At 71.9% G+C, this 16,411-nt stretch carries 15 protein-coding genes; 11 read left to right on the top strand and 4 right to left on the bottom strand.

The window, feature by feature from the left end; all coding sequences use genetic code 11:
• Positions 1–4: 4 nt before the first annotated feature.
• The 4 genes from OG878_RS14700 to OG878_RS14685 all read right to left on the bottom strand — a co-directional run bounded on the left by OG878_RS14700 (position 5) and on the right by OG878_RS14685 (position 1,953).
• Positions 5–274: a hypothetical protein gene (locus OG878_RS14700; protein WP_328887217.1), complete on the bottom strand. Its 270-nt coding sequence runs from the start codon at positions 272–274 to the stop codon at positions 5–7.
• 285 nt (positions 275–559) lie between these two features.
• A complete protein-coding gene (locus OG878_RS14695) occupies positions 560–787 on the bottom strand; it encodes a DUF3107 domain-containing protein (RefSeq protein WP_328887216.1) in 228 nt (75 codons plus the stop codon).
• A gap of 139 nt (positions 788–926) precedes the next feature.
• Positions 927–1,568 (bottom strand): TetR/AcrR family transcriptional regulator, encoded by a 642-nt coding sequence (locus OG878_RS14690; RefSeq protein WP_277328234.1) that lies wholly within the window; start codon positions 1,566–1,568, stop codon positions 927–929.
• Between the two features lie 169 nt (positions 1,569–1,737).
• Complete coding sequence (locus OG878_RS14685; protein WP_277328235.1) at positions 1,738–1,953, bottom strand: hypothetical protein; 216 nt, start codon at positions 1,951–1,953, stop codon at positions 1,738–1,740.
• A 109-nt stretch (positions 1,954–2,062) separates the two neighbouring features.
• Here OG878_RS14685 and OG878_RS14680 point away from each other — a divergent pair, with 109 nt between their 5' ends.
• The 11 genes from OG878_RS14680 to OG878_RS14630 all read left to right on the top strand — a co-directional run bounded on the left by OG878_RS14680 (position 2,063) and on the right by OG878_RS14630 (position 16,336).
• Positions 2,063–3,025 (top strand): alpha/beta fold hydrolase, encoded by a 963-nt coding sequence (locus tag OG878_RS14680; protein WP_328887215.1) that lies wholly within the window; start codon positions 2,063–2,065, stop codon positions 3,023–3,025.
• 8 nt (positions 3,026–3,033) lie between these two features.
• Complete coding sequence (locus OG878_RS14675; RefSeq protein WP_328887214.1) at positions 3,034–4,473, top strand: DUF3152 domain-containing protein; 1,440 nt, start codon at positions 3,034–3,036, stop codon at positions 4,471–4,473.
• A gap of 167 nt (positions 4,474–4,640) precedes the next feature.
• Positions 4,641–4,736 carry an Ms4533A family Cys-rich leader peptide gene (locus tag OG878_RS14670; protein ID WP_328887213.1) on the top strand — a complete coding sequence of 32 codons (96 nt, stop codon included), beginning with the start codon at positions 4,641–4,643 and terminating at the stop codon, positions 4,734–4,736.
• Positions 4,737–4,966: 230 nt separating this feature from the next.
• Positions 4,967–6,691, top strand: a complete 1,725-nt coding sequence (locus OG878_RS14665; RefSeq protein ID WP_328887212.1) for an ABC transporter substrate-binding protein — start codon at positions 4,967–4,969, stop codon at positions 6,689–6,691.
• 2 nt (positions 6,692–6,693) lie between these two features.
• Positions 6,694–7,677, top strand: coding sequence for an ABC transporter permease (locus OG878_RS14660; RefSeq protein ID WP_328887211.1), 984 nt, complete (start codon positions 6,694–6,696; stop codon positions 7,675–7,677).
• Positions 7,674–8,663 carry an ABC transporter permease gene (locus OG878_RS14655; RefSeq protein ID WP_328887210.1) on the top strand — a complete coding sequence of 330 codons (990 nt, stop codon included), beginning with the start codon at positions 7,674–7,676 and terminating at the stop codon, positions 8,661–8,663. Before OG878_RS14660 ends, OG878_RS14655 begins: the two co-directional genes overlap by 4 nt.
• Positions 8,660–10,366 carry an ABC transporter ATP-binding protein gene (locus OG878_RS14650; protein WP_328887209.1) on the top strand — a complete coding sequence of 569 codons (1,707 nt, stop codon included), beginning with the start codon at positions 8,660–8,662 and terminating at the stop codon, positions 10,364–10,366. The genes OG878_RS14655 and OG878_RS14650 overlap by 4 nt, the downstream gene beginning before the upstream one ends.
• A 190-nt stretch (positions 10,367–10,556) precedes the next feature.
• Entirely contained in the window at positions 10,557–12,341 is a 1,785-nt protein-coding gene (locus tag OG878_RS14645; RefSeq protein ID WP_328887208.1) for a DUF3492 domain-containing protein, read from the top strand.
• A gap of 775 nt (positions 12,342–13,116) precedes the next feature.
• The gene (locus OG878_RS14640; protein WP_443049256.1) at positions 13,117–14,403 is read left to right on the top strand and encodes a hypothetical protein; all 1,287 of its coding nucleotides are present in this window, start codon (positions 13,117–13,119) and stop codon (positions 14,401–14,403) included.
• Between the two features lie 134 nt (positions 14,404–14,537).
• Complete coding sequence (locus OG878_RS14635; RefSeq protein WP_328887207.1) at positions 14,538–15,503, top strand: NAD-dependent epimerase/dehydratase family protein; 966 nt, start codon at positions 14,538–14,540, stop codon at positions 15,501–15,503.
• Positions 15,491–16,336 (top strand): spherulation-specific family 4 protein, encoded by an 846-nt coding sequence (locus tag OG878_RS14630; RefSeq protein ID WP_328887206.1) that lies wholly within the window; start codon positions 15,491–15,493, stop codon positions 16,334–16,336. Before OG878_RS14635 ends, OG878_RS14630 begins: the two co-directional genes overlap by 13 nt.
• The last annotated feature ends 75 nt before the right edge of the window (positions 16,337–16,411 follow it).

Raw genomic sequence — 16,411 nt, 5'->3', positions numbered from 1 at the left:
AGGGTCAGGCCGCCGCTGATCGGCCCAGACGGCGGCTACGCGGGCGCAGCAACAGGGACAGCGTCACCGCCGCGATCAATACCGCGCCGATCAGCGTGGCCGGCACATGGCCCGGGCCCAGCACCGAGTGCGTCAGATACGCGCCGAACAGGGCTCCCAGAGCGCCGGTGGCAAAGACCGTACGGCGGGCCGGGAGCCGGCCGGACAGGGATCGGAGCGCCACCCAGGAGAGGGCGAGTCCGAGCACGACGGAGCCGAGGGATTCCCAGATCACAGACATTCACCTCGCGGGGGGTTGCGGACGGGGATCTGCCCTGTTCGGGAAGGTGCGGGGAGGGCAAATCGGTCGTAGACGGTCCTACCCGTGGGCCGTGGAATGCAACCCTTTCGGCACAGGTTTCGCACAGCTGTCGCAGAGCCGGGAGGCCGTGACCGGCGGATCACGGCCGGGGCCGCGACGCCGACCCGCCGGAGATCCCCGGCCACCGCACGACGAAGCGGCCCGGCGGGGGTCGATCCCCACCGGGCCGCTTCTCACTGCTGTGCGTCGAGCGTGCTCCTACAGCGCGCCGAACCCCACCCGCCGCGTGCTCGGCTCGCCGATCTCCACGTAGGCGACCCGGTCGGCCGGCACCAGGACCTTGCGGCCCTTGTCGTCCGTGAGGCTGAGCAGCTGCGCCTTGCCGGTGAGAGCCTCGGCTACCGCGTTCTCGACCTCCTCGGCGGAAAGTCCGCTCTCCAGAACGATCTCCCGGGGTGCGTGCTGCACGCCGATCTTGACCTCCACGGCTATGTCCCTCCGACGGTCAGTCCTCTGCGCGTGAGCCGCGCCGTACGCACCACACATTAGCCCGGTGAGCGGAGCTGTCAGGGGTCGGCGGGCAACGCCCGCAGCGAACAACGGTCCCGGGGCCCGCCCGGCACGGTCAGTGCTGGTCGATGCCGTGCAGCGGGAACCCGGCGATGCCGCGCCAGGCCAGCGACGTGAGCAGCTGCACCGCCGTGTCGCGCGGGATCGCCGACTGGCTGGACAGCCAGTAGCGGGCGACCACCTGGGAGACACCGCCCAGGCCCACCGCGAGCAGCATCGACTCCTCCTTGGACAGTCCCGTGTCACCCGCGATGACGTCGGAGATCGCCTCCGCGCACTGCAGCGAGACCCGGTCGACCCGTTCGCGTACCGCGGGCTCGTTCGTCAGGTCCGACTCGAAGACCAGCCGGAAGGCGCCGCCCTCGTCCTCGACGTAGGCGAAATAGGCGTCCATCGTCGCGGCGACACGCAGCTTGTTGTCCGTCGTCGACGCCAGTGCCGTGCGGACCGACTGCAGCAGCGACTCGCAGTGCTGGTCGAGCAGGGCCAGATAGAGCTCCAGCTTGCCCGGGAAGTGCTGGTAGAGCACCGGCTTGCTGACGCCGGCCCGTTCCGCGATGTCGTCCATCGCTGCGGAGTGGTACCCCTGTGCGACGAAGACCTCCTGCGCGGCGCCCAGCAGCTGGTTGCGTCGGGCGCGGCGGGGCAGGCGAGTGCCCCGCGGGCGCGCTGCCTCTGTCTGCTCGATGGCTGTCACGCCGCCTCCCAAAATTGTGATCGAACACAGCCGTTGCCTGCACACTGCGCCGTTCGGCCATCGTACTTTTGAGTAACCCGGGTGCGCGCGGTGCGGACGCAGAATTTCACGTACCGGACCGCTGCGGTAGCCACAGATCTGTCGACCCGCACGGTAAAAGCAGGGCGTATCAGCGGTAATCGTCCTCATCCTGTGCGACGACACGGTGCTGTTCGGCGGCATCCGCCGCATTCGCGGTGGCCTGATCGATATTGGTCAGCGGTTCGTCGCTCTTCTGCTGGAGATCGGCATGCTGCTCTGCGGCGTCCGCCTCGGGCGCCTCCTGGTCCGGTTCGTCCGGCTGAATGTCCTCGAAGGTCTCCGGGTCACTGGGGTCGACCGTCATGGTGACTCCCTTCCTTGATTCGAGCCTAGGAGCTAGCCCCTCACGGCGCTATGCGATCTGTGACGGCGAACACACGAACCACGGTGTGATCGTCTCGTAACATTGCCGCATGTCTTCGACCGAGCTGCCGGGAGTCCACGTCTCTGCCGCCGTGGTCCCCCCGGGGCGCGCCGTCCGGGTCGCCGAGGGGGAGGAACTGCACTCGGTCGCGCTGCCCGGACTGACGCTGAACATCCGCTCCAGGCCGCCGCAGCAGGCCGGCCCGGAGCCCGCGCTGTATGTGCACGGGCTCGGCGGCTCCTCGCAGAACTGGTCGGCGCTGATGGAGCTGCTCCAGGACGTGGTGGACGGCGAGGCCGTCGATCTGCCGGGGTTCGGGGACTCCCCGCCGCCGGACGACGGCAACTACTCGGTCACCGGCCACGCCCGCGCGGTGATCCGGCTCCTCGACGCGGGGGAGCGCGGCCCTGTCCATCTCTTCGGCAATTCGCTCGGCGGCGCGGTGGCCACCCGGGTCGCGGCCGTCCGTCCCGATCTGGTGCGCACACTCACTCTGATCTCGCCCGCACTGCCGGAGATCCGGGTGCAGTGGCCCGCCGTGCCGACCGCACTGCTCGCCCTTCCGGGTGCCGCAACCCTGTTCTCCCGGATGACGAAGGACTGGACCGCGGAAGAACGCACCCGCGGAGTCATGGCACTCTGTTACGGCGATCCGGCACGTGTCTCCGAGGCCGGCTTCCGCGATGCGGTGGCCGAAATGGAGCGACGGCTGGAACTGCCGTACTTCTGGGACGCGATGACGCGCTCGGCGCGTGGCATCGTCGATGCGTACACGCTGGGCGGGCAGCACGGGCTGTGGCGCCAGGCCGAGCGCGTACTCGCTCCGACCCAGCTCGTGTACGGCGGACGGGACCAGCTCGTCTCGTACCGGATGGCACGCAGGGCGTCCGCGGCTTTCCGCGATTCGCGGCTGCTGACACTGCCCGATGCCGGGCACGTGGCGATGATGGAGTACCCGGAGGCGGTCGCCCAGGCGTTCCGGGAACTGCTCGACGAACGCGGCAGGAGCTGATTCGGGGCGTGGGACGACACAGTCGAAAGGGCCCTCAGCCCAAGGGACCCGAGGGCGATGCCGCCGCTGCGAACGCAGGCGCCGGCCGCGAGGGGGTCCGGCCGCAGCCCGGCAGCGGCCGGCGCCGGAGGGCGGCCGACGCGCCGCCCGGCACGGACGGGCACACGCCGTACCAGGGGGTCCCCCAGGTGCGCGGTGGCCACCCCGAGCAGCGTGAACCGGGTGGCGGCTGGGGAACCGGGACGCAGCAGCGGTACGGCGACTGGCAGATCCCGGGGCGGCCCGGTGGCGGTGGCCCGGGCCGAGGTCCGGGGGCACCCCGGCCGACGTCCCAGCAGCCGTCGACGGCCGCGCCGTCGATGTCCGGGCAGTCGATGTTCGAGCGTTCGCCCCTGTCCTCCCGGCGGTCGCCGGCGCCGCAGTACCCGCGGACGGCTCAGCAGCAGGCGGTCGATGAGCGGCCGCTGATACCCGGGCCGCGACGGGAGTTCGTCGACGCCTTCGACGTACCGCCGGCATCGCTCACGCCGCCCGCACCGCGATCCCCGTCGGACGATCCGTACAGCTCGGTCGGCGAGTGGGACGAGCGGCCCCCCGGTGAAGACCTCGACCGGACCGAGGACGCCAAGGACAGCAGGAGCACCAAGGGCCGTACGTTCACCGGCATCGCGGCCGCGGCGGTGACCACCGTGCTCGCGGTCGTCGTCGCCGGACAGGTCGCCCATGACGGCAGCGCGCGGGTCGGCATCGCCACGGCGCCGTCCGGCGTGGACCGCAACGGCGGCGTCGACACCCCTTCGCGCTCGGACAACCGGCCGACGCCGAAACCGGCCGCGGTCAAGCCGCTCTCGTACGCGCAGAAGATGGCCGAGGCCTATCCGCTCGACCCGGAAATGAAGGGTTCCGGGCGTTTCGAGGTGGTCCCGGGCTCGGCGAAAGCTCCGGGCAAGGGGCACAAGTACCGCTATCGGATCGATGTCGAAAAGGGCCTGGGTCTCGATGCCGGGCTCTTTGCCGAAGCGGTTCAGAAAACTCTCAACGACGACCGCAGCTGGGCGCACGACGGCGCCATGACATTTGAGCGGATCTCCTCGGGCGACCCCGATTTCGTCATCACTCTGGCCAGTCCGGGAACCACCGGCGACTGGTGCAGGAAGTCGGGACTCGACACGACCGAGGACAACGTCTCGTGCGACTCCGCGGCGACCGAGCGCGTGATGATCAACGCCTATCGCTGGGCGCAGGGGTCGTCGACGTTCGGCCCGGAGAAGCTCTTCTCCTACCGCCAGATGCTGATCAACCACGAGGTCGGCCACCGACTGGGACACAACCATGTGAGTTGCCGCACGCCGGGAGCGCTGGCTCCGGTGATGCAGCAGCAGACCAAGTCGCTGGACATCGGCGGCATCAAGTGCCGCCCCAACGCCTGGGTGTACCCGGCCAGTTGATCGGGGCGCAGGTGCCCGCCGGTGCTCGCCGGCCGCCCCTCGGCCGACCGCCTTCCGGTGTCCGCGCCCGGGGCGAGGAGGCGGACGTCCGGGATGGCGTCCATGATGTGAGACGGCGTCTCATTCCCGCGTTGACATCGCCGAGCCGGTCCCGCATATTTCTCGGCATGTCACGCAGCCCTGTCACCTCCGAGCGCGCCGCCTTTGTGCTGGCGCTCATCGGCGTGACCGGGCTCAGCGTCGCCGACATTCACTGTTGCTGACGCCTGCCCGAGCGCGCGTCGACCCCCTTCTCCGAGCCCTGGTCTCGGTCCGAACGGCCCTTTCCGACTGCCGCGCCCGGTGCGCACACGTCCGCAGGCGCGGCAGTTCCGGTTTTCCGGTCGTCCTTTTCTGATGACGGCCGGTTGGTTCGTCCCCACTCTCGCCGCAGCCTGCGCGGACCCCCTTTCCGTTTTTCTCCGCAGGCAGTACTCCGAGAGGTCATCTTCCGATGCGTCAACCGTCCGTCATATCGCGCCGCGTGGCAGCGGCCGTCGTGGTTCTCGTCGTGGGTTCGGGCGCCGCGGCCTGCGGCCCCCAGGACAGCAAGGGCAGCGACGCCGGCTCCGGCGCAGCGGGCAAGCCCGCCAAGGGCGGCACGCTCACCGTCCTCAACCGCAGCCCGCAGGAGGACTTCGACCCGGCGCGGCTGTACACCTCGGGCGGCGGCAACGTCCCGTCCCTGGTCTTCCGTACGCTGACCACCCGCAACCGGGAGGACGGTGCGGCCGGCGCGAAGGTCGTCCCCGACCTGGCGACCGACCTGGGCACGCCCAGCAAGAACGCCACCGTGTGGACGTACACGCTCAAGGACGGCCTGAAGTACGAGGACGGCACCGCGATCACGAGCGCCGACATCAAGTACGGCATCGAGCGCTCGTTCGCCGCCGAACTCTCCGGCGGTGCGCCCTACCTGCGTGACTGGCTGATCGGCGGGGCCGACTACGAGGGTCCGTACAAGGACAAGAAGGGTCTCGCCTCGATCGAGACGCCCGACGCGAAGACGATCGTCTTCCACCTCAACAAGCCGGAGGGCGAGTTCCCCTACCTGGCGACGCAGACCCAGACGACCCCCGTCCCGAAGGCCAAGGACACCGGCACGAAGTACGAGAACCACCCGATCTCCTCGGGTCCGTACAAGGTCGTCAAGAACGAGGGCGACGGCGAGCGCCTCGTCCTGGAGCGCAACACCTACTGGTCGGCCGCGACCGACGAGGAGCGCAAGGCGTACCCGGACCGTATCGACGTTCGCTCCGGCCTCGACTCCGCCGTCATCAACCAGCGGCTCTCCGCCTCCCGGGGTGCCGACGCCGCCGCTGTCACCACCGACACCAACCTGGGCCCGGCCGAGCTCGCCAAGGTCACCGGAGACAAGAAGCTCGCTGCCCGAGTCGGCACCGGCCACTTCGGCTACACCAACTACATCGCCTTCAACCCGAAGGTGAAGCCGTTCGACAACCCGAAGGTGCGCCAGGCGATCTCGTACGCCGTCGACCGCACCTCGGTCGTCAACGCGGCCGGTGGCTCCTCGCTCGCCGAGTCCGCCACCACCTTCCTGCCGGAGCAGGCGTCCTTCGGCTACAGCGCGTACGACGCCTTCCCCGCCGGCAAGACGGGCAACGCGGCCAAGGCCAAGGAGTTGCTGAAGGAGGCCGGTTACGCCAAGGGCCTGACCGTCACCCTCACGCACTCCAACGACAAGAACTTCGCCACCAGCCCGGAGATCGCCACCGCGATCCAGGAGGCGCTGAAGAAGGCCGGGATCACGGTCAAGCTCCAGGGCCTGGAGTCCAACGCGTACTCGGACACGATCTACAACGTGAAGAGCGAGCCCGGCTTCTTCCTCACCGGGTGGGGCGCCGACTGGCCGTCCGGCGGTCCGTTCCTCGCACCGATCTTCGACGGACGCCAGATCGTCAAGAACGGCTACAACTTCAACGCCTCCCAGCTCGACGACGCCTCCGTCAACAAGGAGGTCGACGAGATCAACAAGCTGACCGACCTGAGCGCGGCCGCCGAGCGCTGGGGCGCACTCGACAAGAAGATCGGTGAGCAGGCGGTGACCGTGCCGCTGTTCCACCCCGTCTACCAGCGCCTCTACGGCGAGGCCGTCAAGAACGTCGTCATCAGCGACTGGACCGGCGTTCTCGACATCTCGCAGGTCGCGGTCAAGTAGCCATGACCGAAGCTCTGCTGGTCAAGGAGGCGGGGGCCGTGCAGGCCCCCGCCTCCGGGGCCTCCTCGTTCTGGCGGCGGCTGCGCGCCCGGCGGTCCGCCGCCGTGGCGGCCGTCGTCGTCGCACTGCTGGTCCTGGTCGCGCTCGCCGCCCCGCTGCTCGTGGGTATCGAGGGCCAGGACCCCACCACGTACCACGCGAACCTCGTCGACTCCGCGACCGGCGGCGTGCCGCTGGGCTCGTTCGGCGGGATCAGCGCCGACCACTGGCTCGGCGTCGAACCGCTCACCGGCCGCGACCTCTTCGCCCGCGTGGTGTACGGCGCCAGGGTGTCCCTCGGCGTCGCGCTCGCCGCGACCCTGCTCCAGGTGATCATCGGGCTGGCCGTCGGTCTCGCCGCCGGGCTGGGCAACCGCTTCGTCGACCAGGTCCTCAGCCGCGTCACCGACGTCGTCGTCGCCCTGCCCGTCATGGTGATCGCGCTCGGCGCGCTCGCCGTGGTCCCCGCGGACTTCCCGCGTCCGGTGCTGATCGCCACGATCGTCGGACTCGTCGGCTGGTCCGGCATCTCCAAGATCGTGCGCGCCCGGACCCTCGCGCTGAAGTCGCTCGACCACGTGGCGGCCGCCCGGCTCAGCGGCTGGCGCGGGGTACGCATCGCCCGGCGCGAACTGCTGCCCGCGCTCGCCGCGCCCGTCATCACGTACGCCGTGCTGCTCTTCCCCGGCAACATCGTCGTCGAAGCGGCGCTGTCCTTCCTCGGCGTCGGCATCAAGCCGCCCACGCCGTCCTGGGGACAGATGCTCAGCGACGCCGACACCTGGTACCAGGCGGCGCCCACATATCTGTTGATCCCCGCCCTGCTGATCTTCATCACCGTGCTGGCGCTGACCGTCCTCGGCGAGGGCGTACGCAACGCACTCGACCCGCGCGTCGCCTCCCGGCTGCGGGTCGGCACCGGACGCAAGAAGGAGGCCGGAGCATGAGCCGGTTCCTGCTGCGGCGCGTCGGCGGGGCACTCTTCGTGCTCCTCGCCCTCAGCGTCGTCGTCTACGCCGCCTTCTACGTCGCCCCCGGCAACGTCGCACAGATCGCCTGCGGTCCGCGCTGCTCGCCCGCCCAGGTGGCACAGGTCAGCGACCAGCTGCGGCTCGGCGACCCGCTGTACCTGCAGTACGCGCACTTCCTCCAGGGGATCTTCGCCGGCCACGACTACTCGACCGGCACCGGAATCCTGCACTGCGAGGCACCCTGCCTCGGACGCTCGTACCAGAACGACGAGCAGGTCACCCAGATGATCCTCACCAAGCTCCCGGCCACCGCATCGCTCGCCATCGGCGCCTTCGTGCTGTGGATCGTGCTCGGCGTCGGCACCGGGCTGCTCTCGGTGTGGCGGCGCGGCCGCGCGACCGAGCGGCTCCTCACCGGACTGACCCTGGCCGGCACGGCGACACCCGTCTTCGTCATCGGGCTGCTGCTGATCATCGTCTTCTGCTCGGCGCTGCAACTGCTGCCGTTCCCCGACTACGTACCGCTCACCGAGAACCCGGAACAGTGGGCCTGGAACCTGCTGCTGCCCTGGGTCTCGCTGGCCCTGGTCTCCGCCGCTCCGTACGCCCGGATGACCCGGGCGTCGATGCTGGAGACCCTCGCCGAGGACCATGTACGCACCTTCCGCGCGTACGGCGTGAGCGAACGGCGGCTCGTCGGGCGGCACGCGCTGCGCGGCGCTCTCGGCCCCGTGATCGCGCTCGGCGCACTGGACATCGGCTCGATGTTCGGCGGCGCCGTGCTCACCGAATCACTCTTCAACATCCCCGGCGTCGGTCGCGAACTCGTCGAAGCCGTGAAGAACGTCGACCTTCCGGTCGTCGTCGGCCTGGTGCTCGTCACCGGCTTCTTCGTCGTCCTTGCCAATGCCGTCGCGGACATTCTCCAGGCGATGGCCGACCGTCGGGTGGTGCTGGCATGAGCCTGGTCGAGGTATCCGATCTGACGATCGCCTTCGACGGAGCGGACGGCACACGAGCCGTGGACGGCCTCTCCTTCACCCTGGAGGCGGGCGCCGCGCTCGGCGTCGTCGGCGAGTCCGGCTCCGGCAAGAGCGCGTCGGCGTACGCCCTGCTCGGGCTGCACCGGGGGACCGGGGCCGCGGTCGGCGGCTCGATCCGGGTCGCCGGCGTGGACGTACAGGCGGCGGACGACGCGGAACTGCGGGCGCTGCGCGGCGCAAAGGCCGCGATGGTCTTCCAGGACCCGCTGTCGTCGCTGGACCCCTACTACGCGGTCGGCGACCAGATCGCCGAGGTGTACCGGGTCCATACACGCGCCTCGGGGCGGGCGGCGCGGGCGCGGGCCGTCGACGTGCTCGACCGGGTCGGCATCCCCGACGCGGTGCGGCGGTCACGGTCCCGGCCGCACGAGTTCTCCGGCGGGATGCGACAGCGCGCGCTGATCGCGATGGCGCTGGCCTGCGAGCCGCAGCTGCTGATCGCAGACGAGCCGACGACCGCGCTGGACGTCACCGTCCAGGCCCAGATCCTCGATCTGCTGCACACCCTGCGCAAGGAGACCGGCATGGGCCTGCTGCTGGTCACCCACGACGTGGGGGTCGCGGCGGAGAGCGTCGACGACGTGCTGGTCATGCAGTCGGGCCGGGAGGTGGAGCGCGGGCCGGTCGCCGAGGTGCTCGGCGCCCCCCGGCAGCCGTACACGCGCGAACTGCTGGCGGCGGTACCGCGGGTGGACGCGGAGCGTCCGGTGCGGGCGGGGGCACGCGTACCCGTGCCGGCGGCTCGCGTCGCCGACGTGGCCGAGCCGGCACCCGAAGCAGCCGTGTCTCACGTCGCTCCGGTGGGTGAGCCGCTGCTCGAAGCCGTCGATCTGCGCCGCGCCTTCGGGCGGGGCCGTGACCGGGTCACCGCCGTGGACGGGGTCTCGCTCACCGTCCACCCCGGCGAGACGCTCGGCATCGTCGGCGAGAGCGGCAGCGGCAAGACGACGCTCGGACGGATGCTCGTACGCCTCCTCGACCCGACCGCGGGCCGGCTGCACTACCGGGGTACGGAGATCGGATCGCTGTCGGACAAGGCGCTGCGCCCGCACCGGCGTGAGCTCCAGATGGTCTTCCAGGACCCCGTCGCCTCGCTCAACCCGCGCCGCTCGGTCGGTGAATCCGTCGCCGATCCGCTGCGGGCAGCCGGCGCGCTCGACGACACCCGGATCCGGGCCCGCGTCCAGGAGCTGCTGGAACGGGTCGGGCTCGACCCCGACCGGTACGACCGCTACCCGCACGAGTTCAGCGGCGGACAGCGCCAGCGCGTGGGCATCGCCCGTGCGCTCGCCGCCGACCCCAAGCTGATCGTGTGCGACGAACCGGTCTCCGCGCTCGATGTCACCACCCAGGCACAGGTCACCGCACTCCTTGCCGAGCTGCAGCGCGAACTCGGCCTCGGGCTGGTCTTCATCGCCCACGACCTCGCGGTCGTACGGCAGGTCAGCGACCGGGTCGCGGTGATGCGGCAGGGCCGGATCGTCGAGCAGGGGCGTGTCGACGAGGTGTACGGGGCGCCCCAGGATCCGTACACCAAGCAGCTCCTGGCCGCCGTGCCCGCGCTCGATCCGGCGCTCGCCGCCGTGCGCCGCGCGGCTCGCAAGGAGCTGGCCGCAGCCTGACCCAGCGTGACCGATCTCGCTCATAGCGCGACAGAACGCTACCGGGGCGGGAAAGTTACGACGGTTCACCCCTTTCGGTGGCGCGATGGACAACCGTCCATCGCGCCACCCGAATATCCGCTTACGGTCGTCCCGCTGTGAGTCGCCGATCCAACGGCGGCCGCCCACAAAGGAGATCGGGGGTGCACTCGTGCGGATCGGACTCCTCACCGACGGTGGTTATCCGTATGCGACCGGTGAGTCCAGACTCTGGTGCGACCGTCTGGTGCGCGGGCTGGCGCAGCACGAGTTCGATCTCTATGCGCTCAGCCGCTCCGCCGAGCAGGAGGCCCAGGGCTGGGTGCAGCTCCCGCACCAGGTCAGCCGGGTGCGGACGGCGCCGCTGTGGATGGCCGACGAGGACATCCTGGGCGGCCGAACCCCCAAGGGTCTGCTCGCCCGGATGCTGACCGGCGGGGGCGGCCGGCCCTACGGACGGCGTGAACGGCGCCACTTCAGAGCGTCCTTCACGGCGCTCGCGACGTCGATCTGCACGGCGGAGGCGGCAGGCGACGAAGAGGACGGCGTACGCCGTACGAGCGCCCCCGGCGCCGCCGATGCGCAGTTCACCGAGGGGCTCTACGGACTCGCCGAACTGGCCCGCGAACACGGCGGACTCACCGCCGCCCTCCGCTCCGAGACCGCCGTCCGGGTGCTGGAGGCCGCGTGCCGCGCCCCGGGCACGAGCCGCACGGTCCAGACCGCGACCGTCCCCGACCTCCTCGCCTTCGCCGCTGAGCTGGACCGTGTCCTGAGGCCCCTCTCGCTCGACTGGTACGACGAGGAGAGTCTCGGCGCGGTCGACGTCTGCCACGCCACGTCCGGCGGCGCCGCAGCGCTGCCGGGGCTGTTGGCCAAACGCTTCTTCGGAGTGCCGCTGCTGGTCACCGAACACGGTGTGCAGCTGCGGGCGCACTACCTCGCCGCGACCGGCACGCCGCTGAGTGCGCCGGTACGCGCCCTGCTCGCCAGCTTCCACCGGCGGCTCGCCACCGAGGTGTACCGGCAGGCCGCGCTCATCACCCCCGGCAACACGCACGCCCGCCGCTGGCAGGAGCGGTGCGGCGCCGACCCGGCCAAGCTGCGCACCGTCTACCCCGGCATGGAGGCCGCCCGCTTCGCCGCGCTCGGCGAGAGCGACGACGACGGCGGACCCGACACGCTGGTCTGGGTCGGCAGGGTCGAACCCGCCAAGGACCTGATCGCGCTGCTGCACGCCTTCGCCGAGGTGCGGAAGGCCGAACCGGACGCGCGGCTGCGCATCGTCGGCGCACCGGCGCCGGGCCCGGAGGGTACGACGTACCTCGCCCACTGCCGGGCGTTCGCCGCCCAGCTCTTCCCCGACGAGGCCGCCGACGCACATGCCGTCGGGGACAACCCCGTCTCCTTCGAGGACATCGGCGACGCCGATCTCCCGGACCTGGCCGAGGCGTACGCGGCGGGCGGGATCGTGGTCCTCTCCAGCGTGGTCGAGGGTTTCCCGATCAGCCTGGTCGAGGCGATGTTCTGCGGACGGGCCACGGTGTCGACGGACGTCGGAGCGGTCGTCGAAGTCATCGGCGGTACGGGGCTGGTGGTGCCCCCGCGCAACCCCCGGGCGCTCGCCGACGCGTGCATCGCGCTGCTGCGCGACCCGGAGCGCCGTGCACGACTGGGCGCGGCGGCGCGCGCCCGCGCGCTCGAACTCTTCACCGTCGAACAGAACCTTGCGGCATTTCGCGGCATTTACCTGGACCTGATCTCGCGGGCCCCGGTGCGGCCGACGGACGGGCTCCGGACGAACGATGCCCCGCGGCCGTTCGCGACGCCGCCGGAGGCCCACGTGCTGGGCAGCTGGACGGCCCCCGTCCCGTCCGCGGCCGGTCAGCGCACCCCGAGCTGGGCCGCCGAGGGCGTGTGCGCCGGCGCGCGAGGTACGGGGGACGGCGATGTGTGAGCAGGAGACGAACGCGAGGGCGGGTCGGCCGGGTGCGTCCGGCGGCCGGCCCGGCGGAGCAGGCGAAGAACACGGAGGAACCCCCATGGGCGGCCGCCCGACCGAGGCACCCGGCACACCGATGTCCGGCAGAAGCCGGGACTCCCGCTCGGAGGCCCTGATCTCCGCGGCACAGGTCGCGGAGATCTCCGCACCGATGTGGGACCTGCCCGCATCGCTGTCGGAGGTGCCGGGCCTTTCCGGGACGGCGCCAGCCCCGGTGATGCCGGGCCTCTCCGGGGCTGGGGCGGTGTCGGTCATGGGACGGCCGACAGAGCGGGGCGGGCGCCCGAACCCGGATCGGGGCGGTGACCGGGACGCTGCTCCGGGCGCGGATCGGGACGAGGAACAGGACGCGGTCTCGGGCCGGTATCGGGGGGAGGGCCGGGACGCCCCCCTGGGTCCGGATCGGGGCCGTGCTCCTGACGCCGACCTGGACCGGGACCGGGGTCAGGACCCGGTTGCCGCTCCGGGTCCTACCGGGGGCCGGGACGTGGACGCCGCCCTGGACCCGGACACGTCCCACCCGTCGGACACGACCGGTGATCCGGGATGTGACCGCCCCGCGACCGCGGAGCCGGGCCGGCCTGCACGTCCGCACCCGGCTCCGCTCTCACGCAGGGACACCCGCCGTTCGCCGAAGGGGCGCGCCGCCCCGGGGCCCGGGCGCCCTCCGACTGCCGAGCCGGCGGCGGCCGAGGCCGCGCCCGCGTCGAAGACGGCCGAGGTCACGCATGTGCCCGAGGACGCGTGCACGCCCGCACCCGAGAACACGCGCCCTCTCAAGCCCACGGCCGAGGTCACGCCCGCGCCCGAGCCCACGCGCCCCTCCGAGAGCACGGACACGGCCACGGCCCCACGAACGTCTCGGCCCACCCCCGCAGACACCCGTCGCGCCCCCGAGATCGCGCACCCCTCCGCCGTCCCCGCGCGCAAGCCCAGTACGTCCCGGCGCGGGCCCGTCGACCCCGTGAAGACGCTCATGCACCGCCACCGCGAGCTCTGCGAACGCGCCGTCGACCCGCTGGAGATCGCCGCCGGGCTGGAGGCCCACGGGGTCACCGACCGCACCGCCGCCCGCTACCGCCACCGCGATGTCTTCTCGCTCGCCGAGGAGCTCTACGCACGGGTGCCCGCCGTCGCGGGCGAGCCCGGTCGTGCGCCCGCGCCCGCACCGATGCGTGACGTCGAGACGCGTGCCGCCTGGACGCTCCTCGCGCTGTTGCCCGGCGCCGCCTGCGTCGCGACCGCCGTCGCGCTGCGGCTCTCCGACGGGGTGCTCGGCGGCGGGATGCGGCTCACCGTGACCCTCGGCGGGGCGCTTGTCGCGCTCGTCGGCCTCAGTCTGTGCCTGCGCAACGGCCCACTGCGCGCCGTCGAGGGGCACTCCTCGGCCGCTGCCCCGGTCTACGGCTACTGGCTCCTCGGATACGTCCTCTACGGCGACGCCCTGCTCCACCAGGTGCTCAGCGGCGGCCCCGAAGGGCCCTGGACGATCACGCCCGCACCCCTGCTGGGACTGGCGCTCGCCGTCGCCCCGGCAGCCTGGTGCGCGCACCTCTTTTCCGTACACGCACAGCGCAAACTCGCCGGAAGCCGCGCGCTGGAGGAGTTCGCGGCAGGTGTGCGCCCCCTGCTTTTCGGGACCGTCGCGCTCTTCCTCTGCGTTCTCACCGGACTGCTCCGCCTCGCCGACCTCGGGTACGGCGGCGGCGGCTCCCTCGTCGCAGCCGCCGCTCTCGGTGTGCTGCTCCTGCTGGCCCGGCTGCTGACCGTCCACGGCTTTCCCGAGCCCGCCACCACCGGACTCGCCGCCGCCTGCGCCGTCGAAGCGGCGGCGCCCGCCCTGATCCTGACCGGCCGGCTGCCCGGCCTCCACTTCGTGGCACGCCCCGTCGACGCCGTCATTGCGGCGGGCGGCACCGGAGCCGTTCCTGCCCTCGCCTGCGGCGCGGCCGCGCTCGGGCTGCTGGTCCACGCCACCGTCGCTCTCTCCAGGGCCTCCGCCCACACCATCGCGTAACCCCGCACGACCCCGCGGAGCCGACGCCGCGGGTGCCTGTTCCGTACTGATCGCAACCTCCCCAAGGAGACACCGGACATGACCGCCCAAACCCTCGCACCGGTAGGCCGCCGTCGGCTCGAAGGGGGCGCACGATGAGGGTTCTGCTGCTCGGAGCCAATGGTTTTCTCGGCCGGTTCGTGGCCGACCGGCTGCTCGCCGACCCCGCGGTGCACCTGACCGCGCTCGGCCGCGGCGACGATGCCGACGTGCGGTTCGACCTGGCCGGCGGCAGCCCCGGAGCGCTCACCCGCTTCCTGGACGCCGTCCACCCCGGGGTCGTCGTCAACTGCGCGGGTGCCACCCGCGGCGGTGCCCGCGATCTGACCCGCCACAACACCGTCGCCGTCGCCACCGTCTGCGAGGCCATGCGACGCAGCGTCTGCAGCGCCCGCCTCGTCCAGCTCGGCTGTTCCTCGGAGTACGGGCCCTCGCAGCCCGGTTCGTCGACCGCGGAGGACGCCGTCCCGCGCCCCGGCGGCCCGTACGGTGTCTCCAAGCTCGCCGCCACCGAACTCGTCCTCGGCTCCGGCCTCGACGCCGTCGTGCTGCGGGTCTTCTCGCCGGTCGGCCCCGGCACCCCGGCCGGCTCCCCGCTGGGCCGGCTCGCCGAGGCGATGCGCCGCGCCATGCAGTCCGGCGACGGCGAACTGAAGCTCAGCGGCCTCGGGGTGCAGCGCGACTTCGTCGACGTACGGGACGTCGCCCGCGCCGTGCACGCCGCCTCGCTCTCCGCCGCGCAGGGCGTCGTCAACATCGGCACCGGCCGGGCCGTGCGGCTGCGCGACGCGGCCGCCGTGCTTGCCAAGGTCGCGGGCTATCCGGGTGCGCTCCACGAGCTCGACACACCGCCCGCCCGGCTCCCCATCGGCGCCCCCCGTACCTCCGCCGAGTCCGTCATCGAACATCTCTCGGCGACCCCGTCGCCGTACCCCGACGGCTGCGGTGCCTGGCAGCAGGCGGACGTCCGTACCGCCCGCGACCGGCTCGGCTGGCGCCCGCGGATCAATCTTGAGGAGTCCCTCGCCGACATCTGGATGGAGGCGGCATGCCGCATCTGACCCGTACCGGAACCGCCCGCCGGACCAGCGGCGCCGACCAGCTCGGCTTCGGAGTTCCGGGGTACGCGCATCCGCTGCTCGCGCCGACCGAATGGGCCGAACTGACCCGTCCCGGCACCCCGCTGCACTGGGCGGTCCTCAACATCGACGCCGGCCCCGGCGCCCGCCCCGACCCGCACTGCCTGGAGGCTGCGGGCCGGCTCCGCAACGCCCGGGACCGGGCCGTGCGCAGCGGGGCCGCGCAGGACACCGTCCGGGCGGGCGCCGGACGGCTGCTGGGCCATCTCGATCTGGCCTTCGGCAACCGCCCGTTCGGTGAACTGGTCGCCGACGCGCAGTCCTTCCTCGACTGGTACCGCGTCGACGGCTTCTATCTCGACCGCTGCCCGGCCGAGCGCGCCGACCTCCCGGCGGTCCGCCGCCTCACCAGCACGCTCGCCGCGCTCCTGGACGGCGGCGTGGACCACGGCGGCGAGGAGGCCGGAAGCGGGCTGCTGGTGCTCGGGCACGGCACCCATCCGTACCCCGGCTACGCCGAGACGGCCGACCAGCTGGTCACCTTCTCCGGGGCATGGACCGACTACCGCTGGTCGCAGGTGGCGGAGTGGACCGCCGACTACCCGCCGGGGCGCTTCGCGCACTTCGTGCACGGCGTTCCGCGCACCCACCTCGACGAGGCCATGCGGATCGCCCGCTGGCAGGGGGCCGGGACGATCTTCTTCACCGATCGCACGGTCCGTTCCCACCACGGCGGGCAAACCGACCCATTCGCGGCACTGCCCGGGTACTGGGACGAAATCGTCTCGCGGATCGGACCTGGTATCTCGGAATGACGGGGGGCGTGGCAGTGTTACCGCAAGAAGAACCGTACGCAGATGAAGTACGTATAAACCGACCACCTGCATTGT

This window comes from Streptomyces sp. NBC_00316, assembly GCF_036158715.1.
Classification (GTDB): domain Bacteria; phylum Actinomycetota; class Actinomycetes; order Streptomycetales; family Streptomycetaceae; genus Streptomyces.
Note: the sequence above shows the minus strand (reverse complement) of the source record. Positions and strands in the feature narration are given on the sequence as shown.